This window comes from Candidatus Phytoplasma asteris, from assembly GCF_038505995.1.
Classification (GTDB): Bacteria; Bacillota_I; Bacilli_A; order Acholeplasmatales; family Acholeplasmataceae; genus Phytoplasma; species Phytoplasma asteris.
Map to the genome: position 1 here is coordinate 117,672 of NZ_CP128414.1, position 16,665 is coordinate 134,336.

General features: G+C 27.9%; 23 protein-coding genes. 17 read left to right on the plus strand and 6 right to left on the minus strand.

The features are described 5' to 3' along the window. Positions 1–68 precede the first annotated feature (68 nt). Genes QN326_RS00670 through QN326_RS00680 form a run of 3 tightly spaced genes read left to right on the plus strand, consistent with a single transcriptional unit; the run spans position 69 to position 1,415 of the window. Positions 69–512: a hypothetical protein gene (locus tag QN326_RS00670; protein ID WP_238568798.1), complete on the plus strand. Its 444-nt coding sequence runs from the start codon at positions 69–71 to the stop codon at positions 510–512. After that, entirely contained in the window at positions 481–948 is a 468-nt protein-coding gene (locus QN326_RS00675) for a hypothetical protein (protein ID WP_342386646.1), read from the plus strand. The genes QN326_RS00670 and QN326_RS00675 overlap by 32 nt, the downstream gene beginning before the upstream one ends. Positions 949–995: 47 nt before the next feature. Further along, on the plus strand, positions 996–1,415 hold the full coding sequence (locus QN326_RS00680) for an iron-sulfur cluster assembly scaffold protein (RefSeq protein WP_342386647.1): 420 nt from the start codon (positions 996–998) through the stop codon (positions 1,413–1,415). Between the two features lie 155 nt (positions 1,416–1,570). Here the strand turns inward: QN326_RS00680 and QN326_RS00685 are convergent, their stop codons facing one another. The 6 genes from QN326_RS00685 to rpmB form a co-directional block, all read right to left on the minus strand. Continuing rightward, on the minus strand, positions 1,571–2,536 hold the full coding sequence (locus tag QN326_RS00685; protein WP_342386648.1) for an HD domain-containing protein: 966 nt from the start codon (positions 2,534–2,536) through the stop codon (positions 1,571–1,573). 175 nt (positions 2,537–2,711) lie between these two features. Continuing rightward, positions 2,712–3,935 (minus strand): CCA tRNA nucleotidyltransferase, encoded by a 1,224-nt coding sequence (locus QN326_RS00690; RefSeq protein WP_034172227.1) that lies wholly within the window; start codon positions 3,933–3,935, stop codon positions 2,712–2,714. A 377-nt stretch (positions 3,936–4,312) separates the two neighbouring features. Beyond that, positions 4,313–4,798 (minus strand): nucleoside deaminase, encoded by a 486-nt coding sequence (locus QN326_RS00695; protein WP_342386649.1) that lies wholly within the window; start codon positions 4,796–4,798, stop codon positions 4,313–4,315. A gap of 58 nt (positions 4,799–4,856) precedes the next feature. Then, positions 4,857–5,486 (minus strand): thymidine kinase, encoded by a 630-nt coding sequence (locus QN326_RS00700; protein ID WP_011160479.1) that lies wholly within the window; start codon positions 5,484–5,486, stop codon positions 4,857–4,859. A gap of 118 nt (positions 5,487–5,604) precedes the next feature. Beyond that, on the minus strand, positions 5,605–5,886 hold the full coding sequence (gene rpmE, locus QN326_RS00705; RefSeq protein ID WP_342386650.1) for a 50S ribosomal protein L31: 282 nt from the start codon (positions 5,884–5,886) through the stop codon (positions 5,605–5,607). 224 nt (positions 5,887–6,110) lie between these two features. Next, complete coding sequence (rpmB, locus tag QN326_RS00710) at positions 6,111–6,299, minus strand: 50S ribosomal protein L28 (RefSeq protein WP_011160481.1); 189 nt, start codon at positions 6,297–6,299, stop codon at positions 6,111–6,113. A 546-nt stretch (positions 6,300–6,845) separates the two neighbouring features. Between rpmB and QN326_RS00715 the strand changes: the two genes are divergently transcribed. From QN326_RS00715 to QN326_RS00780, 14 genes are all read left to right on the plus strand, one after another. Further along, positions 6,846–7,199 carry a hypothetical protein gene (locus QN326_RS00715; RefSeq protein WP_342386651.1) on the plus strand — a complete coding sequence of 118 codons (354 nt, stop codon included), beginning with the start codon at positions 6,846–6,848 and terminating at the stop codon, positions 7,197–7,199. A 161-nt stretch (positions 7,200–7,360) separates the two neighbouring features. Then, the gene (locus tag QN326_RS00720; protein ID WP_342386652.1) at positions 7,361–7,900 is read left to right on the plus strand and encodes a hypothetical protein; all 540 of its coding nucleotides are present in this window, start codon (positions 7,361–7,363) and stop codon (positions 7,898–7,900) included. Positions 7,901–8,066: 166 nt separating this feature from the next. Then, the gene (locus QN326_RS00725; RefSeq protein WP_342386653.1) at positions 8,067–8,702 is read left to right on the plus strand and encodes a sigma-70 family RNA polymerase sigma factor; all 636 of its coding nucleotides are present in this window, start codon (positions 8,067–8,069) and stop codon (positions 8,700–8,702) included. Beyond that, on the plus strand, positions 8,696–9,010 hold the full coding sequence (locus QN326_RS00730) for a single-stranded DNA-binding protein (RefSeq protein ID WP_342386546.1): 315 nt from the start codon (positions 8,696–8,698) through the stop codon (positions 9,008–9,010). Before QN326_RS00725 ends, QN326_RS00730 begins: the two co-directional genes overlap by 7 nt. A gap of 56 nt (positions 9,011–9,066) precedes the next feature. Then, positions 9,067–9,477: a DUF2963 domain-containing protein gene (locus tag QN326_RS00735; RefSeq protein WP_342386654.1), complete on the plus strand. Its 411-nt coding sequence runs from the start codon at positions 9,067–9,069 to the stop codon at positions 9,475–9,477. 23 nt (positions 9,478–9,500) lie between these two features. Continuing rightward, positions 9,501–9,872 carry a DUF2963 domain-containing protein gene (locus QN326_RS00740; RefSeq protein WP_017193723.1) on the plus strand — a complete coding sequence of 124 codons (372 nt, stop codon included), beginning with the start codon at positions 9,501–9,503 and terminating at the stop codon, positions 9,870–9,872. Between the two features lie 57 nt (positions 9,873–9,929). Next, positions 9,930–10,220 carry an HU family DNA-binding protein gene (locus tag QN326_RS00745; protein WP_342386655.1) on the plus strand — a complete coding sequence of 97 codons (291 nt, stop codon included), beginning with the start codon at positions 9,930–9,932 and terminating at the stop codon, positions 10,218–10,220. A 42-nt stretch (positions 10,221–10,262) separates the two neighbouring features. After that, complete coding sequence (locus QN326_RS00750) at positions 10,263–12,563, plus strand: ATP-binding protein (RefSeq protein WP_342386656.1); 2,301 nt, start codon at positions 10,263–10,265, stop codon at positions 12,561–12,563. Positions 12,564–12,650: 87 nt separating this feature from the next. Next, a complete protein-coding gene (locus QN326_RS00755; RefSeq protein ID WP_342386657.1) occupies positions 12,651–13,517 on the plus strand; it encodes a hypothetical protein in 867 nt (288 codons plus the stop codon). Continuing rightward, on the plus strand, positions 13,489–14,607 hold the full coding sequence (locus tag QN326_RS00760; RefSeq protein ID WP_342386658.1) for a hypothetical protein: 1,119 nt from the start codon (positions 13,489–13,491) through the stop codon (positions 14,605–14,607). Before QN326_RS00755 ends, QN326_RS00760 begins: the two co-directional genes overlap by 29 nt. 66 nt (positions 14,608–14,673) lie before the next feature. Then, a complete protein-coding gene (locus tag QN326_RS00765) occupies positions 14,674–15,558 on the plus strand; it encodes a hypothetical protein (RefSeq protein ID WP_342386659.1) in 885 nt (294 codons plus the stop codon). A gap of 158 nt (positions 15,559–15,716) precedes the next feature. Further along, the gene (locus tag QN326_RS00770) at positions 15,717–16,076 is read left to right on the plus strand and encodes an effector protein (protein ID WP_342386660.1); all 360 of its coding nucleotides are present in this window, start codon (positions 15,717–15,719) and stop codon (positions 16,074–16,076) included. Positions 16,077–16,209: 133 nt separating this feature from the next. Continuing rightward, positions 16,210–16,428, plus strand: coding sequence for a hypothetical protein (locus QN326_RS00775; RefSeq protein ID WP_342386661.1), 219 nt, complete (start codon positions 16,210–16,212; stop codon positions 16,426–16,428). Further along, the gene (locus tag QN326_RS00780; RefSeq protein ID WP_342386662.1) at positions 16,412–16,660 is read left to right on the plus strand and encodes a hypothetical protein; all 249 of its coding nucleotides are present in this window, start codon (positions 16,412–16,414) and stop codon (positions 16,658–16,660) included. The genes QN326_RS00775 and QN326_RS00780 overlap by 17 nt, the downstream gene beginning before the upstream one ends. Positions 16,661–16,665: the final 5 nt, after the last annotated feature.

The window sequence follows — 16,665 nt, forward strand, 5'->3', positions numbered from 1 at the left end:
TTCTACAAACAATACCATCCCCAAATTAAAAACAACATTATAAAGCAAAAACAAAAAAGGAATTAACAATGGAACAAATAATTAAAATTGCAAGCCCTTTTCAAAGAGTACTTGATGCTCTTGTTGAAATTAAAGATGATTTTTTACAATACAACGCTAAATTAGAGATTTTAAGCGAACAAGAAGTTCAAGCCCAATATCAATTGTCAGGTAATGACGCCTTAAAACAAGGTTTGATTGATGATAATATTGGTAATAATTTTCATACTATGCAAGGATATAATCAAATTTATAAAACCAAAGAAGGAACTTTGCCTTTAACAATGCCTTTAACAATGGTAAGCCCCTTATTTCATCCTAAATATGTATTATACGTCCACAAAGCAAATACTTTAGGACTCAAAACTTTGGAAGATGTTAAAAAACACAAACATTTACGTGTTTTGTACGCCCTTTTTAATGAATTGCACATAGCTCCTTGTGATTTTGCTCAAAAAATTAGGACTCGTTGAAGTAAGCGAACAGACCATCAAAGAAAAAGGTTTTAATCTATCCTTAAAGGGTGTCAAAAACATTTATGATTTTGAATTTATTAAAACTTCGCATCTTTTAGAAATTCCTCAAAAATTTCAAGATACTCAAAAATATGATCTTGCAATTAATTGTCCTGGTATGATGAGAGATAGTAATTTTGTAAGAGTTGGTTCTATTGGTTTAGGCAAAGAAGAAAATATTGAACCTCAAGAAGATGTTTTTTTATCTTATGCTGTTATTTTAGCTGCTAAAACAGGAACCGAGACAACTCCCAAAGTTACAATCCTTAAAAAAGTTTTAAATGACACTCATTATAGAAAAGTACAATTTTTACATGGTGGCACAACTCAGGATTATATTATGGTAAAAGACCAGAATGAGTTAAGAGAACAAATTCAACAAAAATGGTTATAATCAAATTATTCACATATTTTGTATTATAAGTGCCAGAAAGAAATAAAATGTTTGATGCTAAAAAACACGAAATAATTATGAAACATTATCACAATCCACAAAATCAAACCGATGTTCGACTTCCAGGCTATATTCCGTTTGAAAAGCAAACTTCTTATTGTGGTGATAAAGTTATTATTCAATTAAAGTGTGATAACAATAAAATTATAGATATTAAATATGAAGCTAATGTTTGTTCTATTTGTGTTGCTTCTGCCAGTGTTATGTCAGTTTATTTGCAACATTTAACCAAAACACAAGCCTTAAATAAAATTAATCATTTTATGGCTATGGTACAAAATCAAACTTATGACAGCACTTTGCTTAATTCTGATCTAAAATCATTTGATATAGTTTATCAATTGCCAGGTAAAATTAATTGTGTTTTGTTGCCTTGGCAAACTTTGCAAGAATTCTTACTTGGATAATTTATTACAAAACTTTTAATATTTCATATTATAACAAAAATAAAATAGATAATAAATAATGATTATTACAACAAAAAAGACCGTTTAAAAACGGTCTTTTTTTATTATGAAATGCATTTTCAAACTCACTATTTTTTGTAATTAAGAAAACAAAATTATTCATCATCATTATTTTGATCTAAATCTAATGATTTATAAAACCCTTTTCTTTCTAAAACAGGGATGGGTTTTGTAAATGTTTGGGTGGTGGTTTTTTGTAAAAATTCTTGTAAAGATGTTAATTTGCAATCAATATTATCTAAATACCAAAGTAAAATAGCTTCTCCTATTTGTGGTCTTTTGGCAGCTCCATGTTCTAAAAGTCCATGATGAGAAATTAACATATGTTTTAATAATAATACTTCTTCTTTATCTTGAAAACCCAATAATTGGGCTTCTTTTTCTAATTCACAAGCACCCATGACTAAATGACCCAATAGCAAACCTTTGGGAGTATAGTTTTTTTGTTCTAAATCTAGTTCTTTAATTTTTTCCATGTCATGTAAAATAGTACCTGCAAATAGTAAATCACTATTGAGAAAAGGATAAATTTTTAAAAGAGATTCTGCCATTTTTAACATAGTTAAAGTATGATAACCAAGTCCGCCATAATAATTATGATGAATTTTTAACGCTGCTTTGGAAATTAAAAATTTATTTTTGTTTTTGCAATATAAATTGTAAGTAATTTGTTTTAAGACTTTGTTTTTTATTTTATGTAAATAGTTTTCTAATTCGTCTTTTACTATTGCAAAAGAAATAGGAGCACATTCATAAAAGGCTAAATAAGTTTCATACAAAGTTTGCATATCTAATACATTATAAGCTAAATTGTATGTTTGATTCATCAAAATAAGTTCTTCATTTTTGAGAAGACAAATAGTTTTAAAATGATATATTTGTCCTTGGATAGGTGGTTTGGTTTGAGGTTCTAATTTGATGTTGATGTCGCTTTTGTCTTGTAATTGCAAGGTGATATTATAAAAATGAAGTCCTTGATTGATGCTTGTTACTTTGCCTGTAAAAAAGTTGATTTGTCCTTTTTGATATTTGGGTAAGATGTTGGTTTGGTTTTTTTTCATACGTTTGTTTCCTATTGGTCTAGATTGGGATTGATAAAAATATGTTGATGGAAGTGTTTGTAAATGGAAATAGTAAGTTTGCATTATTACATTTATAAACAAAAATAAATTGATGTTTATAATTTTGTTATTACATAATTTAGTTCATTTTATTTTTATTCATTATTTTATTTATTTATTGTTTATCTAGGATTTGATTTTGGCTAAGTACAAAATTAATTAATTGTTCTTTAATGTTGGGTATTTCTCTATTAAGTACTTTGGTAATTAGTTGTTTTTGTGTATGTTTAATCCATGTTCCTTTGGGTTTGTGGGGTAATTGTTTTAAGACTTCTTGCCAACTAAAATTAAGTTCAGTAATTGTTTTTATTGGTAAATATTGATAAATATATTGTATTTTGGCTGCTGCATAAGGTTCTTTTTGCAAAAGATAATTAATTTGATTAGCTAGGAGACAATTTTTTAATCCATGTTTAAATAAATTAAAAGTAATATTTTCCCAAAGATATAAACTTAAAGAGGCAATGTTTTGGTAGCTTTTTTTCTTTTGTTTGGTAAAAGGAAAAGATGCAAGGATTTGGTTGTTGAGTAAAAGCGACATTGACCAAAAAATTCTTCTTTTTAATTTGTGGTGTGCTTGAATGTATTTAAGTTGAGTTTCATGTAGATAAGCTAAACAAAGAATGCTTTGGGTTAGTTGGGGTAAAAATAGATGGGTTTTAGTTTCTATCATAGTTTTAAAAGTTTGGTGCCAGTTTTTGTGAGTGATGATTTTTTCGATGTGTTCATAGATTCTTTGAGAAGAAATTTTAGCTAATAAATGGTTTTTGTGGATGATAGCTTTTTGGGTAGTTTTTTCTATGCAAAATCCTATTTTAGATTGAAAATAAAAAGCTCTTAAAATTCTTAAAGGGTCTTCTTGGAATCTAATAAAAGGGTCTTTGATGGTGCGGATCAAACCTTGCTTTAAATCTTTTTTTCCTTGTTTTTCAGGTGTGAAATCAAATATTTTACCAGTTTCATCCATTAAAAGAGCGTTAATAGTAAAATCACGTCTTAAAAGGTCTTGATGGACGTTTTTGGTGAAAAAAATTTCACTAGGGTGGCGATAGTCTTTGTAAGTGCCTTCTTTTCTGTAAGTAGTAATTTCGAAAAGATAATTTTCAAAAGTTATTTTAAAGCTACCATAATTAATTTTTATTTGGGTTGTTTTTTCTGGGCATAAAAGGAGTTTTATTTGTTGGGGGGCGGCGTTAGTAGTGATGTCGATGTCTTCGTTAGCATTTATTTTGAGTAAATAATCTCTGACAGTTCCACCCACAATAAAGGCTTCGAATCCGTTTGTTTTTAAGATAGTAATTATTTTTTGAGCTGTTTTTAGTTGATTGGAATGTTTCATATTTTGGGCTTTTAGCAATATTTCTAATTTTTTTATTTTGTTGTGTTTGATTGGTTGGTTGCCTTTGATGATAAATATAGTTAAGATAAAAGTAAAATAGATAATAGATATAAATATTAAAGGTTGTTTTTAGTTTGTTTTATTATTTATTTTTTGGTAAATGTGGTTCAATATAGTATTTTTTATTAGTATTTATTTGTAATTTTAATGTAGGTTGTATTATTTAGGATGTGTCAATATTTAAAATAACAACATTTTATTATTGGCCAATTAGTTTTTTTGAAAATAAAAGACCATCGGTTGTGATGGTCTAATTTGGTTGTGATAAGAGTTTTTATTGGGTTGCTGAAATTATTTTTTTTGTTTTTTTGTTGTTTTTATCGGGATAGTAAATTATTTTTGTTGATTCTTAGTTCTTGAAAAAATTTTTGTAAAAGTTGCATGCTTTCTTGAGCTAAAAGTCCTGATTGGATATTTAATTTATCCATAAAAGGCATATTTTGGATAGATGACATATCATTAAAAGAATATGATTTTTCCATGCTTGTGCCATAATAAAGGTTTTTGATGCCTGCTTGTATGATGGCTCCTGTACACATTAAGCAAGGTTCTAAAGTGACATAAAGAGATACATCATTTAAAAAACGGCTGTTTATCTTTTTGCCTGCTTTCATGAGGGCTAAAAATTCAGCGTGTCCAAAAAAAAGTTTTTTAGTGTTTCTGTTATTGTGAGCTCGTGCAATTATTTTTTGGTTTAAAACAGCGACAGCTCCGATGGGGACTTCTTCTTTGAGGTAGGCTTTTTGGGCTTCTTTTAAAGCTTCTTTCATAAAAAAAATATGTTGTTGGTTGTTATTTTCCATATTTTAAGTATTAATCCACATTCCAAAAGAATTATTGAGATGAATTATTTTAGTGGAGTTATTTAGATTGGTTGGTGAAGTTTTGCCAGTTAATTTTTGTTTTGTCAATATCTGCTAAACAATGGTGTTTGCGACAACGAGGTTCGTGGTATTCTTTTCCGCCTACCAAAACAACAGGTTCATTGCTTTGAGCAGGTTTGCCGTCAATTAATCTTTGAGTGCGGTTGGCTTTTTTGCCACTGATAGCACAAATTGAAGTTAATTTAGTAACGGTGTCTGCAATTGCTAATAAATAAGGCATTGGTCCGAATGGTTTTCCGCAAAAATCAAGTTCTAAACCTGATATAATAACTTCAATATTGCAGTTAGCTAAATAATCTACAATAGCGACAATGTCGTTATCTAAAAATTGGGCTTCATCTATTATGACAACATTAATTTCGGGAGTAATAAACGGGAGAATGTCTTTGCTTTTGTCAATTAAAATAGCAGGAATAGTGTTTTGATTGTGAGAAACTATTTCTTCTTTAACAGAATAACGGTCATCTATTTGCGGTTTAAAGGATAAAATTTTTTTGTTGAGTTGTAATGCTTGATTACTGCGTTGAATTAATGCTTCTGTTTTGCCTGCAAACATTGGTCCACAAACAACTTCAATAAACCCTTGCCCTTGTTCTTTTTGGGTCATTCTTTTGAACTCCTTTATAAATAAGATAATTTGAATTAATTTTTTTGTTTTTTGTGGTGTGATAGTTGGTCCAAAAGAACTTGGAGGGTGATTTTCTATTTTATTTTTTAAGTATTTATTATTTATTTTTAATCAATTCTTCGGTGGTTTCTTTTTGGTTATCAGCATTTGAAGAAACTGTTTTAACTTTTTGGTCTTGGGTAATACCATAACGTTTGTTAAATTTGTCAACTGGCCCTGCTTTAACTACAAAAGTTTGGGCGCCAGTGTAAAAAGGGTGGCAATTAGAACAAGTTTCTATTTTGATTCTAGTAACTGTGGTGCCAATTGGGTGTTGTTTGCCACAAGTTGCACAAGAAACTTCCACTGTTTCAAATTGAGGGTGAATATTTGCTTTCATGTGTTTAGGACTCCTTATTATTTTTTTGATTTTATTTATTTTTATTTTGTTATGCGATGTGTTTGTGTTTTATTATTTATTACTTTTTAATTTTTGATTTTTATTATTTGAACTTTTTGATGGGATTTTTGAACTTTTGATTTTTTATTTCTTTCTTTATCTTTATGAAAAAATCATAAAATATAAATATAAAAAATAAGAAAGAAAAGGAAGGCAAAGAGTTTTTAGGCTCTTTGTAATTTGAGCTTTTTGAGTGCCCTAGCAGAGATTTTTACTTTTTGAACCTTGCCGTTTTCGTCAACAATTTTTACGTTTTGTAAGTTGGCTTTCCAAATTCTTTTAGTTGCGTTCATAGCGTGGCTACGACGATTACCAAAAAGGGTGGTTTTTCCAGTGATATAACATTTACTCATTGTTTTTCTCCTTTGTTAATTACAATATATAAGTTATTATATCACAATAAGGGTTTATTTGGGTGATTTTTTTTGTTAAAAATAAATTTATTGTTAGTTGTTTGGTTTGGGATAATTTTATATTTAGGATAGGGATTTATTTTAATTGCAACATTATTTGATTTGATTGTTTTTATGTTATTTTGCGCACGGTTATTATCTTTTTTGTCCATCATCTCCATTATATTTGTATATTTATTTGATAATTTAGTAAAATAGTTAAAGCCTTTATTTGGTTTGTACATAAACACTTTGTTTTTTCTTGGATTTTTGGTATATTTTTTGCTACAATTAAAATATAATATATATTTAGATGAAACACTCCAATAATTTGCCCCTAGTAAAGAATGAATATTTTATTTTTTTAGTATATTTTGTTTTTGCTTAGGGTTTATTATATTTGTTGTTATTTATTTTATTTATTATTTTCATTCCTAATTATTTTTTTCCTATTTCATTTGCATTATTAACATTTGTATTATTCATATTTTTATTAAGGAGATATTTATGTTTGCGAAAAAAAATTTATTGATTGTCTTTGTGTGTTCCTTAATTGCAATGCTATTTTCGTTGTTAGTTTTTGTAATTGTTGTAATTAAGTTAGGATATTTGAGTTTTAAAGATGTTAAAGAAACTAATTTATCCAAAGACATAAAATCACCTAAAACACAAGAGCAAAGAGATAATAAGACAAATCAATTAGCTCAAAGAGTTGCTGAACAAGTAAAGGAACAATTTCAATTGACTACTTTAACAGAAAGCCAAATTAAAGAAATTAAGGATGGCAAAATAGTTTTATCCAAAGAACAATTAGAAGCAATAAAAGGAGAGTTAAAGCCTTTGGTGGATCTAAATTTTTAACTGAAGAAAATAAATCTAATATTTTAACAATTGATGCAAAAGAACGTTTTAATCGTATTAATAAAGATATTCATTTATTTTGTAGTTCGTTAGAAAATAAAAAAATTGTTAAAGAACATTCAGTTAAGGAAAAAGAAAATTTTATTGTAGAACTTATTATTATGTATTTGCAATTAATTTATCCTGCGCAAATAAAAATCAATAAAGAAGCGATGAATTGTGGAGGTAAAGTTGATATTAAAGTTGATTTTGATGATTTTGTCTATATTGCTGAATGTAAAATGTTTGATAAAGTTCTTAATAAAGAGATGGAAAATATTGATCATGCCTGTGATCAATTAATGAATTATATCAATGGTCAAAATAAAGAAGGTTCTATTTTTTTGTTTAATAAAAACTCTAATTTTGCAGGACAAATAAAAACTATTGAAAAATGGATTAAAGATAAACACAAATTAGAACCTAATAATTGTAAAGGACCAAATCCTAATTCTTGGGTTTTACCAATAAAACACGTAAATGGGCATGATTTTACATTATATATTGCTTGTTATAATTTGAGTAGTTTTGTAGCTGAAAGTAAAAAACATGAAAAGCAAAAAGATGTAGGAATTAAAACAGTTTCATCCCATAAAGAAGGAAATATACAAAGTAATGAAGGCATTCAAGAAAATTTAACGACAAATAAACAAGGAGAATAAAATCAAGTTTTAGATGTCAATAGAGTGAGGTGTTCCAAAAGTTTAGACACTTTTTGCTTTTTAAAAATTCTTTAAGACTAACTTAATAGTTAGTCTTTTTTTTGTTTCAAAGACTAAAAAAATAATTTCATATCTTTTCTAAAAAACGTTTTTAGAGAGGAATTGAATGTTAAGACAAAAATTATTTAAAGATTTTTTAAAAAATAAAAAGAATTTAGAAATTCGCAATCAATTAATCGAACTTCATTTACCTTTAGTAAAAAAACTAACTTATCAATTTAAGTATTACCCTAAAGTTTTAACTAAAGAAGATTTATATCAAGAAGGGATTTTAGGATTAATCAAAGCCCTCAATAATTACCAAGATTTAGGCTATGACTTTGTTACTTACGCAACTCCAAAAATAAAATTTGCAATCAGCGAACTAATAAGAAAAAGCCACTCACCTTCAATCCCCCAAAAAACAACCAAACCAAATAATATCAGTTTTAAAGAAGAACAATACAAACAATCTAATTGGGATAAAATCCTTAATCCACATCAATTATGGCTAAAACAAGTAAAACATGAATTATTAATAAAAAAACTAAAAACTAAACTAAGCAAAAATGAATTCAATGTTATTTGTTTAAATTTTGGTATCTCATTAAAAAACAACAACAAACCTAATCAACAACCCCTATCCAATCATGCAATCGCGCAAAAACTTAATTTAAAACTCTCCCAAATTGAAGATTTAAAAGATAATGCAATTAGAAAACTAAACCCAAATTATAAAAATAAGGAGAATAAAAAATGTTAAATAAAGTACAATTAATCGGTAATATCGCTCATAACCTAGAAAAACAATATATCAATAGCAACAACGAACAAATACCTAAAATAGATTTCAATTTAGCAATTAACAATAAAGATAAAGTTCAATACATCCCTTGTGTCGTTTTTAGAAATCAAGCTGAAACCATGAGTACATATTTAAATAAAGGTTCAAAAATATATGCAGAAGGCGCATTATCCATCCAAAAATATACCACCAACGAAGGTAAAACGCGAACCACATCCAAAGTAATTATTCAAAATGTCATTTTTTTAGATAACAAAACCAAATAATATTTAAAAAATTAAGTCCCCAAAAGGGACTTTTTTTATAAAAAAAGGAGAAAAAAATGAAAACAATTATTAAAGAATTTATTGATGATTACGGAATTAAAGTCGTTCAAGAATTCGACAAAATCACTGGCCATATAATTAAAGCAACTTATTATAAAGATGATGAAAAAATAATTTATTATCGTTCTGATAAAACTATTGACTGTATAATTGAATCCGTTAAAAATACTAGCTTTACGTTTCAAGAAGTTTTTTATCAAGCTGATGGCAAAACTATTGATTATATAGAAAGTTACGAAAGAGATATTGACAAACTAATCAAAGAGACATATTACAAGTCCGATGGCAAAACTATTGATTATATAAAAGAATATGATGGAGAGGATAGCGCACGCATATTACTCAAAAAGACATATTACTATGATGATGGAACTATTAAAAAAATCATTAACTTTTGGAATCAATAAAAATAAAAGGAGATTTTAAAAAAATGAAAAAAATTATAAAAGAAATTATTGATAATAACGGATACAAAATAACCGAGGAATCTAACGAAAACAACCAAATAATCAAAAGAACCACTTACAACCCAGACGGCGTGACAATTTGGTACATCACTGAATACGATCCTCAAACTGGTGAAATAATCAAAGAAACCAATTACAACCCCGACGGAATAACAATTGATTTAATCATTGAATCCGACCCTCAAACTGGTACAATCATCAAAAAAACCTACTACAACAACCTCAACAGCAAAAAAATTGACTTCATCATTGAATATGACCCACAAACAGGAAAAAAAATCAAAAAAACAGGCTACCACCCCGATGGAACTGTTAAAGATATTATTAACTTTTAAAAATCCAATAAAAATAAACAAACAATTAAAAAAAATCAAAAAAGGAGTCAAATCATTATGACGAAAAAAGAATTAATTAAAAAAATAGCTGAGGCAAACAAAACCTCAATTTCAAAAACAGAAGAATTTTATCATATCTTCGAAAAGACTTTAATCGAAGCAATCACTACTAATGAAGAAGTAGTTTTATCAACACAAATTGGCAAATTTAAATTAAAATCAAGAAAAGCCTACATCGGTAGAAACCCCAAAACAAAGAAAAAACTAAAAATACCCGCCAAAACCGTAGTAACTTTCAAACTTTCTAAAACCATTAAAGACCAAGTGAAAACTTTAATTTTAAAATAATCCAATTATTTTCTTTTAAACACCTAAGAAAGGAGGTTCTCTATGTCCTTAAACAAAAAAATTTATTTGAGTTTGATCGGATTATTGAGTTTAGGTTTATTGATTTTATTAATCTTTGGCATCACCCATTCTCGTCCACCAACTCAAAACCCATCATTAACTAAACAACCCTCATCAACACAACAACAAGAGATCGACCACCAAATCAAATTAGAACAAGCCAAAATCCAAGAACTCCAACAACAAGATCGCACCTTAAAAACCCAAATTGATGAAAATGTCAAAACTTTAACTGAAACTATTACCAAAATTAAAACTCTGCAAACCGAATTAACTAATAACCCACAATTACCCCCAAACACGAAAACCCAAAAACAACAACAATTAACAGAACTGAAAAACCAACAACAAAATCAACAAACTTTAGTCAATAATTTATTAGAACAAAGAAAAGCTTTAAACCAAAATCAAAAAGAAAAACAAGAAGAATTAGAAAAATTAGCCCAAGAAAAAGCTCAACTTCAAACCCAAGAAAACCTTCAACAACAAATTTTCCAATTAAACCAAGCCCTTAATTATGTGGAAGCTAATCAAAAAAGAATTGAAGAATTAAAAACGCAAAAAGAATATCGAAAAAATCAAACTGAATTAAAAAATCTAAATGATTTTCAACTGTTCTTAACTGATCAAAAATTCGCTTTTGAAAAACAAAAGAAAAATTTAACTATCCAATTAAATCATTTAAAAGAAAATAAACCTCTTCCTCATACTAAAAAACAAGTGACATTCAAAGATGTTTACGGCATGGAAAGTGAAAAAGAAGAATTAGATGATTTATTAAGTTATTTTCAAACGAACCAATCCTTAATCAACTTCGATCAAGTCCGCCCTAAAGGTTATTTACTTTATGGACCTCCAGGAACAGGAAAAACCTTTTTAATTAAAGCTCTTTGTGGAGAAGCGAACGTGCACTTTATTAACTTAATTCCTTCCAAATTCCGACAAAAATACATTGGCGAAGGGGAAAAAGAAGTTGATAAAGTTTGGCAAGAAGCCGAAAATCATGATAAAACCATTATCTTTATTGATGAAATCGAAGGATTAGAAAATCGTAATGATTCAAACATTTCTTCAGGAGGAGTTAATGTGATTAATACTTTATTAGATAAATTAGATGGTTTTAATAGTAGTAATAAAAAAATTGTCTTAATGGGAGCAACTAATAATCTTCATAAAATTGATACCGCTTTACGCAGTCGTTTCAGTAAAGAAATCTATATCGGTCATTTAAAAGATCATGAAATTGAAGGTTATTTAAAACATATTATTGTTCCTTATCAAATTAGTTATCATACTTTCTTAGCTTTAAAAGATATTACTCAATTATGTCAAGAAAAAAACCTCTCTAATCGTGATTTAACGACCATCATCGAAGAAGCTTACAAAAAAACGGCTAAATGGGCTGAACAAAACCCTCAAACCCACGAAGTTATGTTGCCTTCGGATATTGAAGAAGTCTTAAATTTAAAATTAAAAATAAAACCCGATCACCACCAAGTAAAACAACGCCGAACAGCTTGTGAAAATCAATACGCCCAATGGCGTCAAGGAATCCTTCAATATTTAGATAAACCCAAAGACGAAACTAAAATAGAAACTAATTTTACCTTTGATGGTTTAAACGGAATTAACTATTACAATCGTCGCTATTCTCAAATCCAGTCTGATTTAAATGATATTAAAAGTCAATTAACTAAAATCCACCAAGAAAATAAAATCTCCCAATTAGAACAAGAATTAGTAACTTTAAACCAAACACCTGACAAATATGAACAAACCATTAAAGATAAAAATCAAGAAATTATTGACATTAAAAACGATCTTAAAACTCTTCCAACTCAAGAAGAAAGTTTAAGAAAAGAATTAAAGCTGGTCGATAATCGTCGCGAACTTCAAAAAGAACCCTCTAACTTAGTTTGTTACATCAAAGACCGTCATCCTTTCGACCGTTGGAATAAAAGAGGTTTAACTTACGATCGTACCACTTTAGACGGATTCGATTCCGCTTCTTTCGATAAAAAAGATGACAGTCAATTATATTTATATGTAAAATTTAAAAAACAACAACACAAAGGCCCAGGTGGTAATTGCTTAATCGTTAAATACAAAGGACCTAAACACTTCTTAGAAGACGACAAAGACTATTACCTTGGTGAGGCTTTCGTTCACGATTCCGATTTCAAATTAACCCATTTCCACCTCCACTTTAACCCTGTCCGCAAAACTTTATCCCTTTATCAAGATAAACATCACGCAATATCTCAAAACAATAATCAAAAATAATTTCACCAATATTAAAAGACTCTAATTTAGAGTCTTTTTTATTTTAAAAAAACTTTAAATCCAAAAAAGAAAGCGAGTAAAAATCATATGTCAAAAAAAATAATTGAAACTAAAAAAAATCAATCAAAAAATAATAATAAAACAAATAAAAACACTAAAAATCAATCAAAAAACAATAAATCTAATAAAATAATTATTAAAAGAAAAACTCCAACTCCTAAAATAATTATTGAAACACAAGCTAAAAAAGAAAACTGGTTTCTTAAAATCATTAAAACTTTCTTTAATATCCTCAAATGGTCCATCCCATTATTATTAATTGGTGGGGCGATTTATTGGACCCTTTTCAAATTCTTTCCTGAAGTTTTAAACCAAATCAACACTTTTACAGGTGATGCCGCGGCCAAAACCAAAACGTTATACGATAAAGCCACTCAACCAATTCGTCAAGTTATCGAGTATATTTATAATAAAATAACAGGTAATGATAAAGATCCTAATCACACTCCTTCACCACAAAATAAATTAGGTTATTATCTAGCCACTACTTTAAGCGTCATCGGGATTTGTTTCGGAATTGGAAAAGTCGGTCATTGGTTAAAAAGTGGAAAGAAAAAAACTATTAAAAAAGGTACCACAAAAGCCATTAAAAAAACTTCTCCTTCTAAATTGGCTAATTTAGGTGGTAAAGCGTTAAGAATTGGTAGTAAAGCTTTATTTTGGGTTTCTTTAGCTTCAACTGCTTATGAACTTTACCAATTTTATCACGAAGAAACTAAAACTCCTAATCCCCCACAACAATTAACCCATAAAATGGAAAATCCCCAACCACCAATCTTACAAACACCATCTATTCAACAACAACCAAACAATGAATTATCAACTATAGTTAATCCAATTCAAGAAGAAACAAATCAAGAAGAAAGTGAAACTGGTAACCTTAACAATCCCTGATAAAGGTTCAGTTGAATCAACAACTGAACCTACCTTACTCCAACAAGAACAACTCCCCACACACCCACTTGGTGAGGAATTAAAAGAAACTGCCAAAAACAATGAAACACAACAACTAACTCCTGAAGAAATCATCAAAGCAAAAAACTTATTAGAAATCCAACTTCAACAAGAAAAAATTAATAGTTTAACTTTAGAAACTCAAAAAGCCAATTTAGAACACGATCTAACTCAAAAACAAGAAGAATTAGAAAATAATCAAAAACTATCTGAACAAGAAAAACAAGAACTCCAAAAAGAAATCAATCAACAAACTGACAAAATCCGTTCTAAAGAAAATGAAATCTTTACCCAAGATCAAAAGATTAATCAATTAGAAACTGACCTTCACCAAGAAAAAACCATCAACACTGAAAAAGAAAAACAAATTAATGAATTAATCAATCAAATCAATGAACAAAACCAAATGACTGAACAACTCCAAAACCAACTCCAAGAACAAAAATCGTTAATCGAAACCAAAAATCAAGAATTAATAACCAATCAAGCTTTATCAGAACAAGAAAAACAAGTACTCCAAAATGAAATCAATCAATTAACTACTAATTTTCAACAAAAAGAAAAAGAATATCAAGCAACTATCTACCAAAAAGACCAAGAAATCACCCAACTAAACCAAATCATCAATGAACAAGCCAATGAAATTAACCGTTTAAGCGAGGAATTAGAACAACAAATCGATAAATGGGTGCAACAAGGCCTTCACATTGAAGCTTTAGAAGGAACCATTAAAGCTTTAGAAAACGTCTCTGGTAAATATCTTGAAGAAAACGCCGAACTCCGTCATGAAATCAATAAACTCAAAGAACAAATAAAAGAAGAACAAAAAGCTCATGAAACAACTAAAATAACCTTAAAAGAAAAAAGTGATAATTTAATACAAAAAACAACAGAATACGAACAAATTAAAGACACCATAGACAACCAAAAAACATGGAAAGGTTCAATTCAACCCTTTACTACAAAAATTAAAGCTGACGTAAAAGAAACATCTATTAAAGTAAAATCTTGGTTCAAAAAATGGTTTTAATTAAAATTAAAAAGTCAAATGTGTTAAAATGTTGGTATGTTATAAATTGTCCGAAAGGAATTAATCATGTTTAATATTAAAAAAATCATTAAATGGTTTTTTATTATTTTAGGAATACTTCTTTTTTTATTTATCGGTTTTATTGTTTTAACCGAAATGGAAATCATTAAATTGCCGAAAGAAGAAATTCCTATTTTAAAAGAAAACAAAGCTGATATCAAAGACGAATGGGAAGTAACTGATCACCGAGGAAGAACTAAATCAATGATTGAAATTCATTATACCTTCGATGGCCTTAATGGCATTGGTTATTATGAACAGCAAAAACTTAAGGCAGAACAATTATTTCGCGAACGAGAATCGTTAGAAAAACAAGCTAAAGAAAAAAACCTACAAATTTATTTAAATGATAAAGCCATAGATATGAATCGTTCACCTAATAATCCTGAATTAGATAATTTATCAGAAAAAATCATGAAAAATCACAATGAACTAATCAAAATAAATCAAAAATTAATATTAGATCGCCTCAAAACCCAAAAAGAACCCTCTAACTTAGTTTGTTACATCAAAGACCGTCATCCTTTCGACCGTTGGAATAAAAGAGGTTTAACTTACGATCGTACCACTTTAGACGGATTCGATTCCGCTTCTTTCGATAAAAAAGATGACAGTCAATTATATTTATATGTAAAATTTGAAAAACAACAACACAAAGGCCCAGGTGGTAATTGCTTAATCGTTAAATACAAAGGACCTAAACACTTCTTAGAAGACGACAAAGACTATTACCTTGGTGAGGTTTTCGTTCACGATTCCGATTTCAAATTAACCCATTTCCACCTCCACTTTAACCCAAAAAGAAAAACTTTATCCCTTTACCAAGATAAACACAATAACGATAAAGTCAAAGAAGCCGAAAATAATAAAAGAACCAGCGATGACTGGTGATAAATAATAAGTTTTGATTTAAAAAAATAGTAAATCTATATTAGAAAGTTTATTCAAAAAAAATGAATTTAAATTTTAAAAACATCAACTATACTTCAATTTTTTTATTTATAATATTTTTATTTTTCATATTTATAAATTATTTTATAAAATCTAATTTGGTTTATGCTGGTCAAGTTTATTCAGAAATTAAAAAAACAGATTCTTCAGAACAATTATTTGATTCTTCAGAAACAAAAATTGAGTTTTTAAGATCTAAAATAGATGATTTATCGCGCAAAAGAAATTCAATATTAAAAGAAATTAATAGAATAGAAGAAACATTATCATTTCATTTAAAAATCAGAAGTAAGAAAAATCCTAACGCTTCAGAAAGAAATTCAAGTTTTTTAAAATTTCAAATATCTTTTTTGAAAGAAAAAAAATCTTCTCTTAAAAAAAAATTATATGAAATAAATTTAGAACAAATAGATTTAGAAATTCAATTAAGAAAAAATATATATTCTCTTAAAAAATAACTTGCCTGCAACAAAATATATTAATTTTAAAATATAAATTAAATGAATTTAATAAATTTTTAATCACAAACTAAGACCCTCCTCAGGGTCTTTTTTATTTAACAACACACAAACCTTGGAAAGGAAAAAAACTATGTTCATTAAAAAAATCTTTCAATCTTTACCTAGTAATATCATCTTTTTTATTATCGCCTTATTTTCATTTATTCCAATTATCACCATTTATTATGTCATTAAATTTTATCTTTTCACCGTCAAACTAAGTATTCACCAATTAAAACAAGGAATAGCGGTTAAATTTTATCAATATTTAACCACAAAGCAACCAAATCATCATGTGGAATTTAATTAATACTTGGCTAACTAAGTTAAATAATGTTCTTAATAATATCAGTCATTATTTCTTCACTTATCAAAATCAATGGTTAAACTTAGGTTTATTAACAATTATTTTATTATTTATCCCTCATCTTTTATATTTAATTGATTTTCTTTTTAAATGTCTTTATCACATTCTACGGTTTATTTATTATTTAGGAAAATATCTTCTATTATTATTAAAGAAAATATTTAAGAAAGAATGATTATT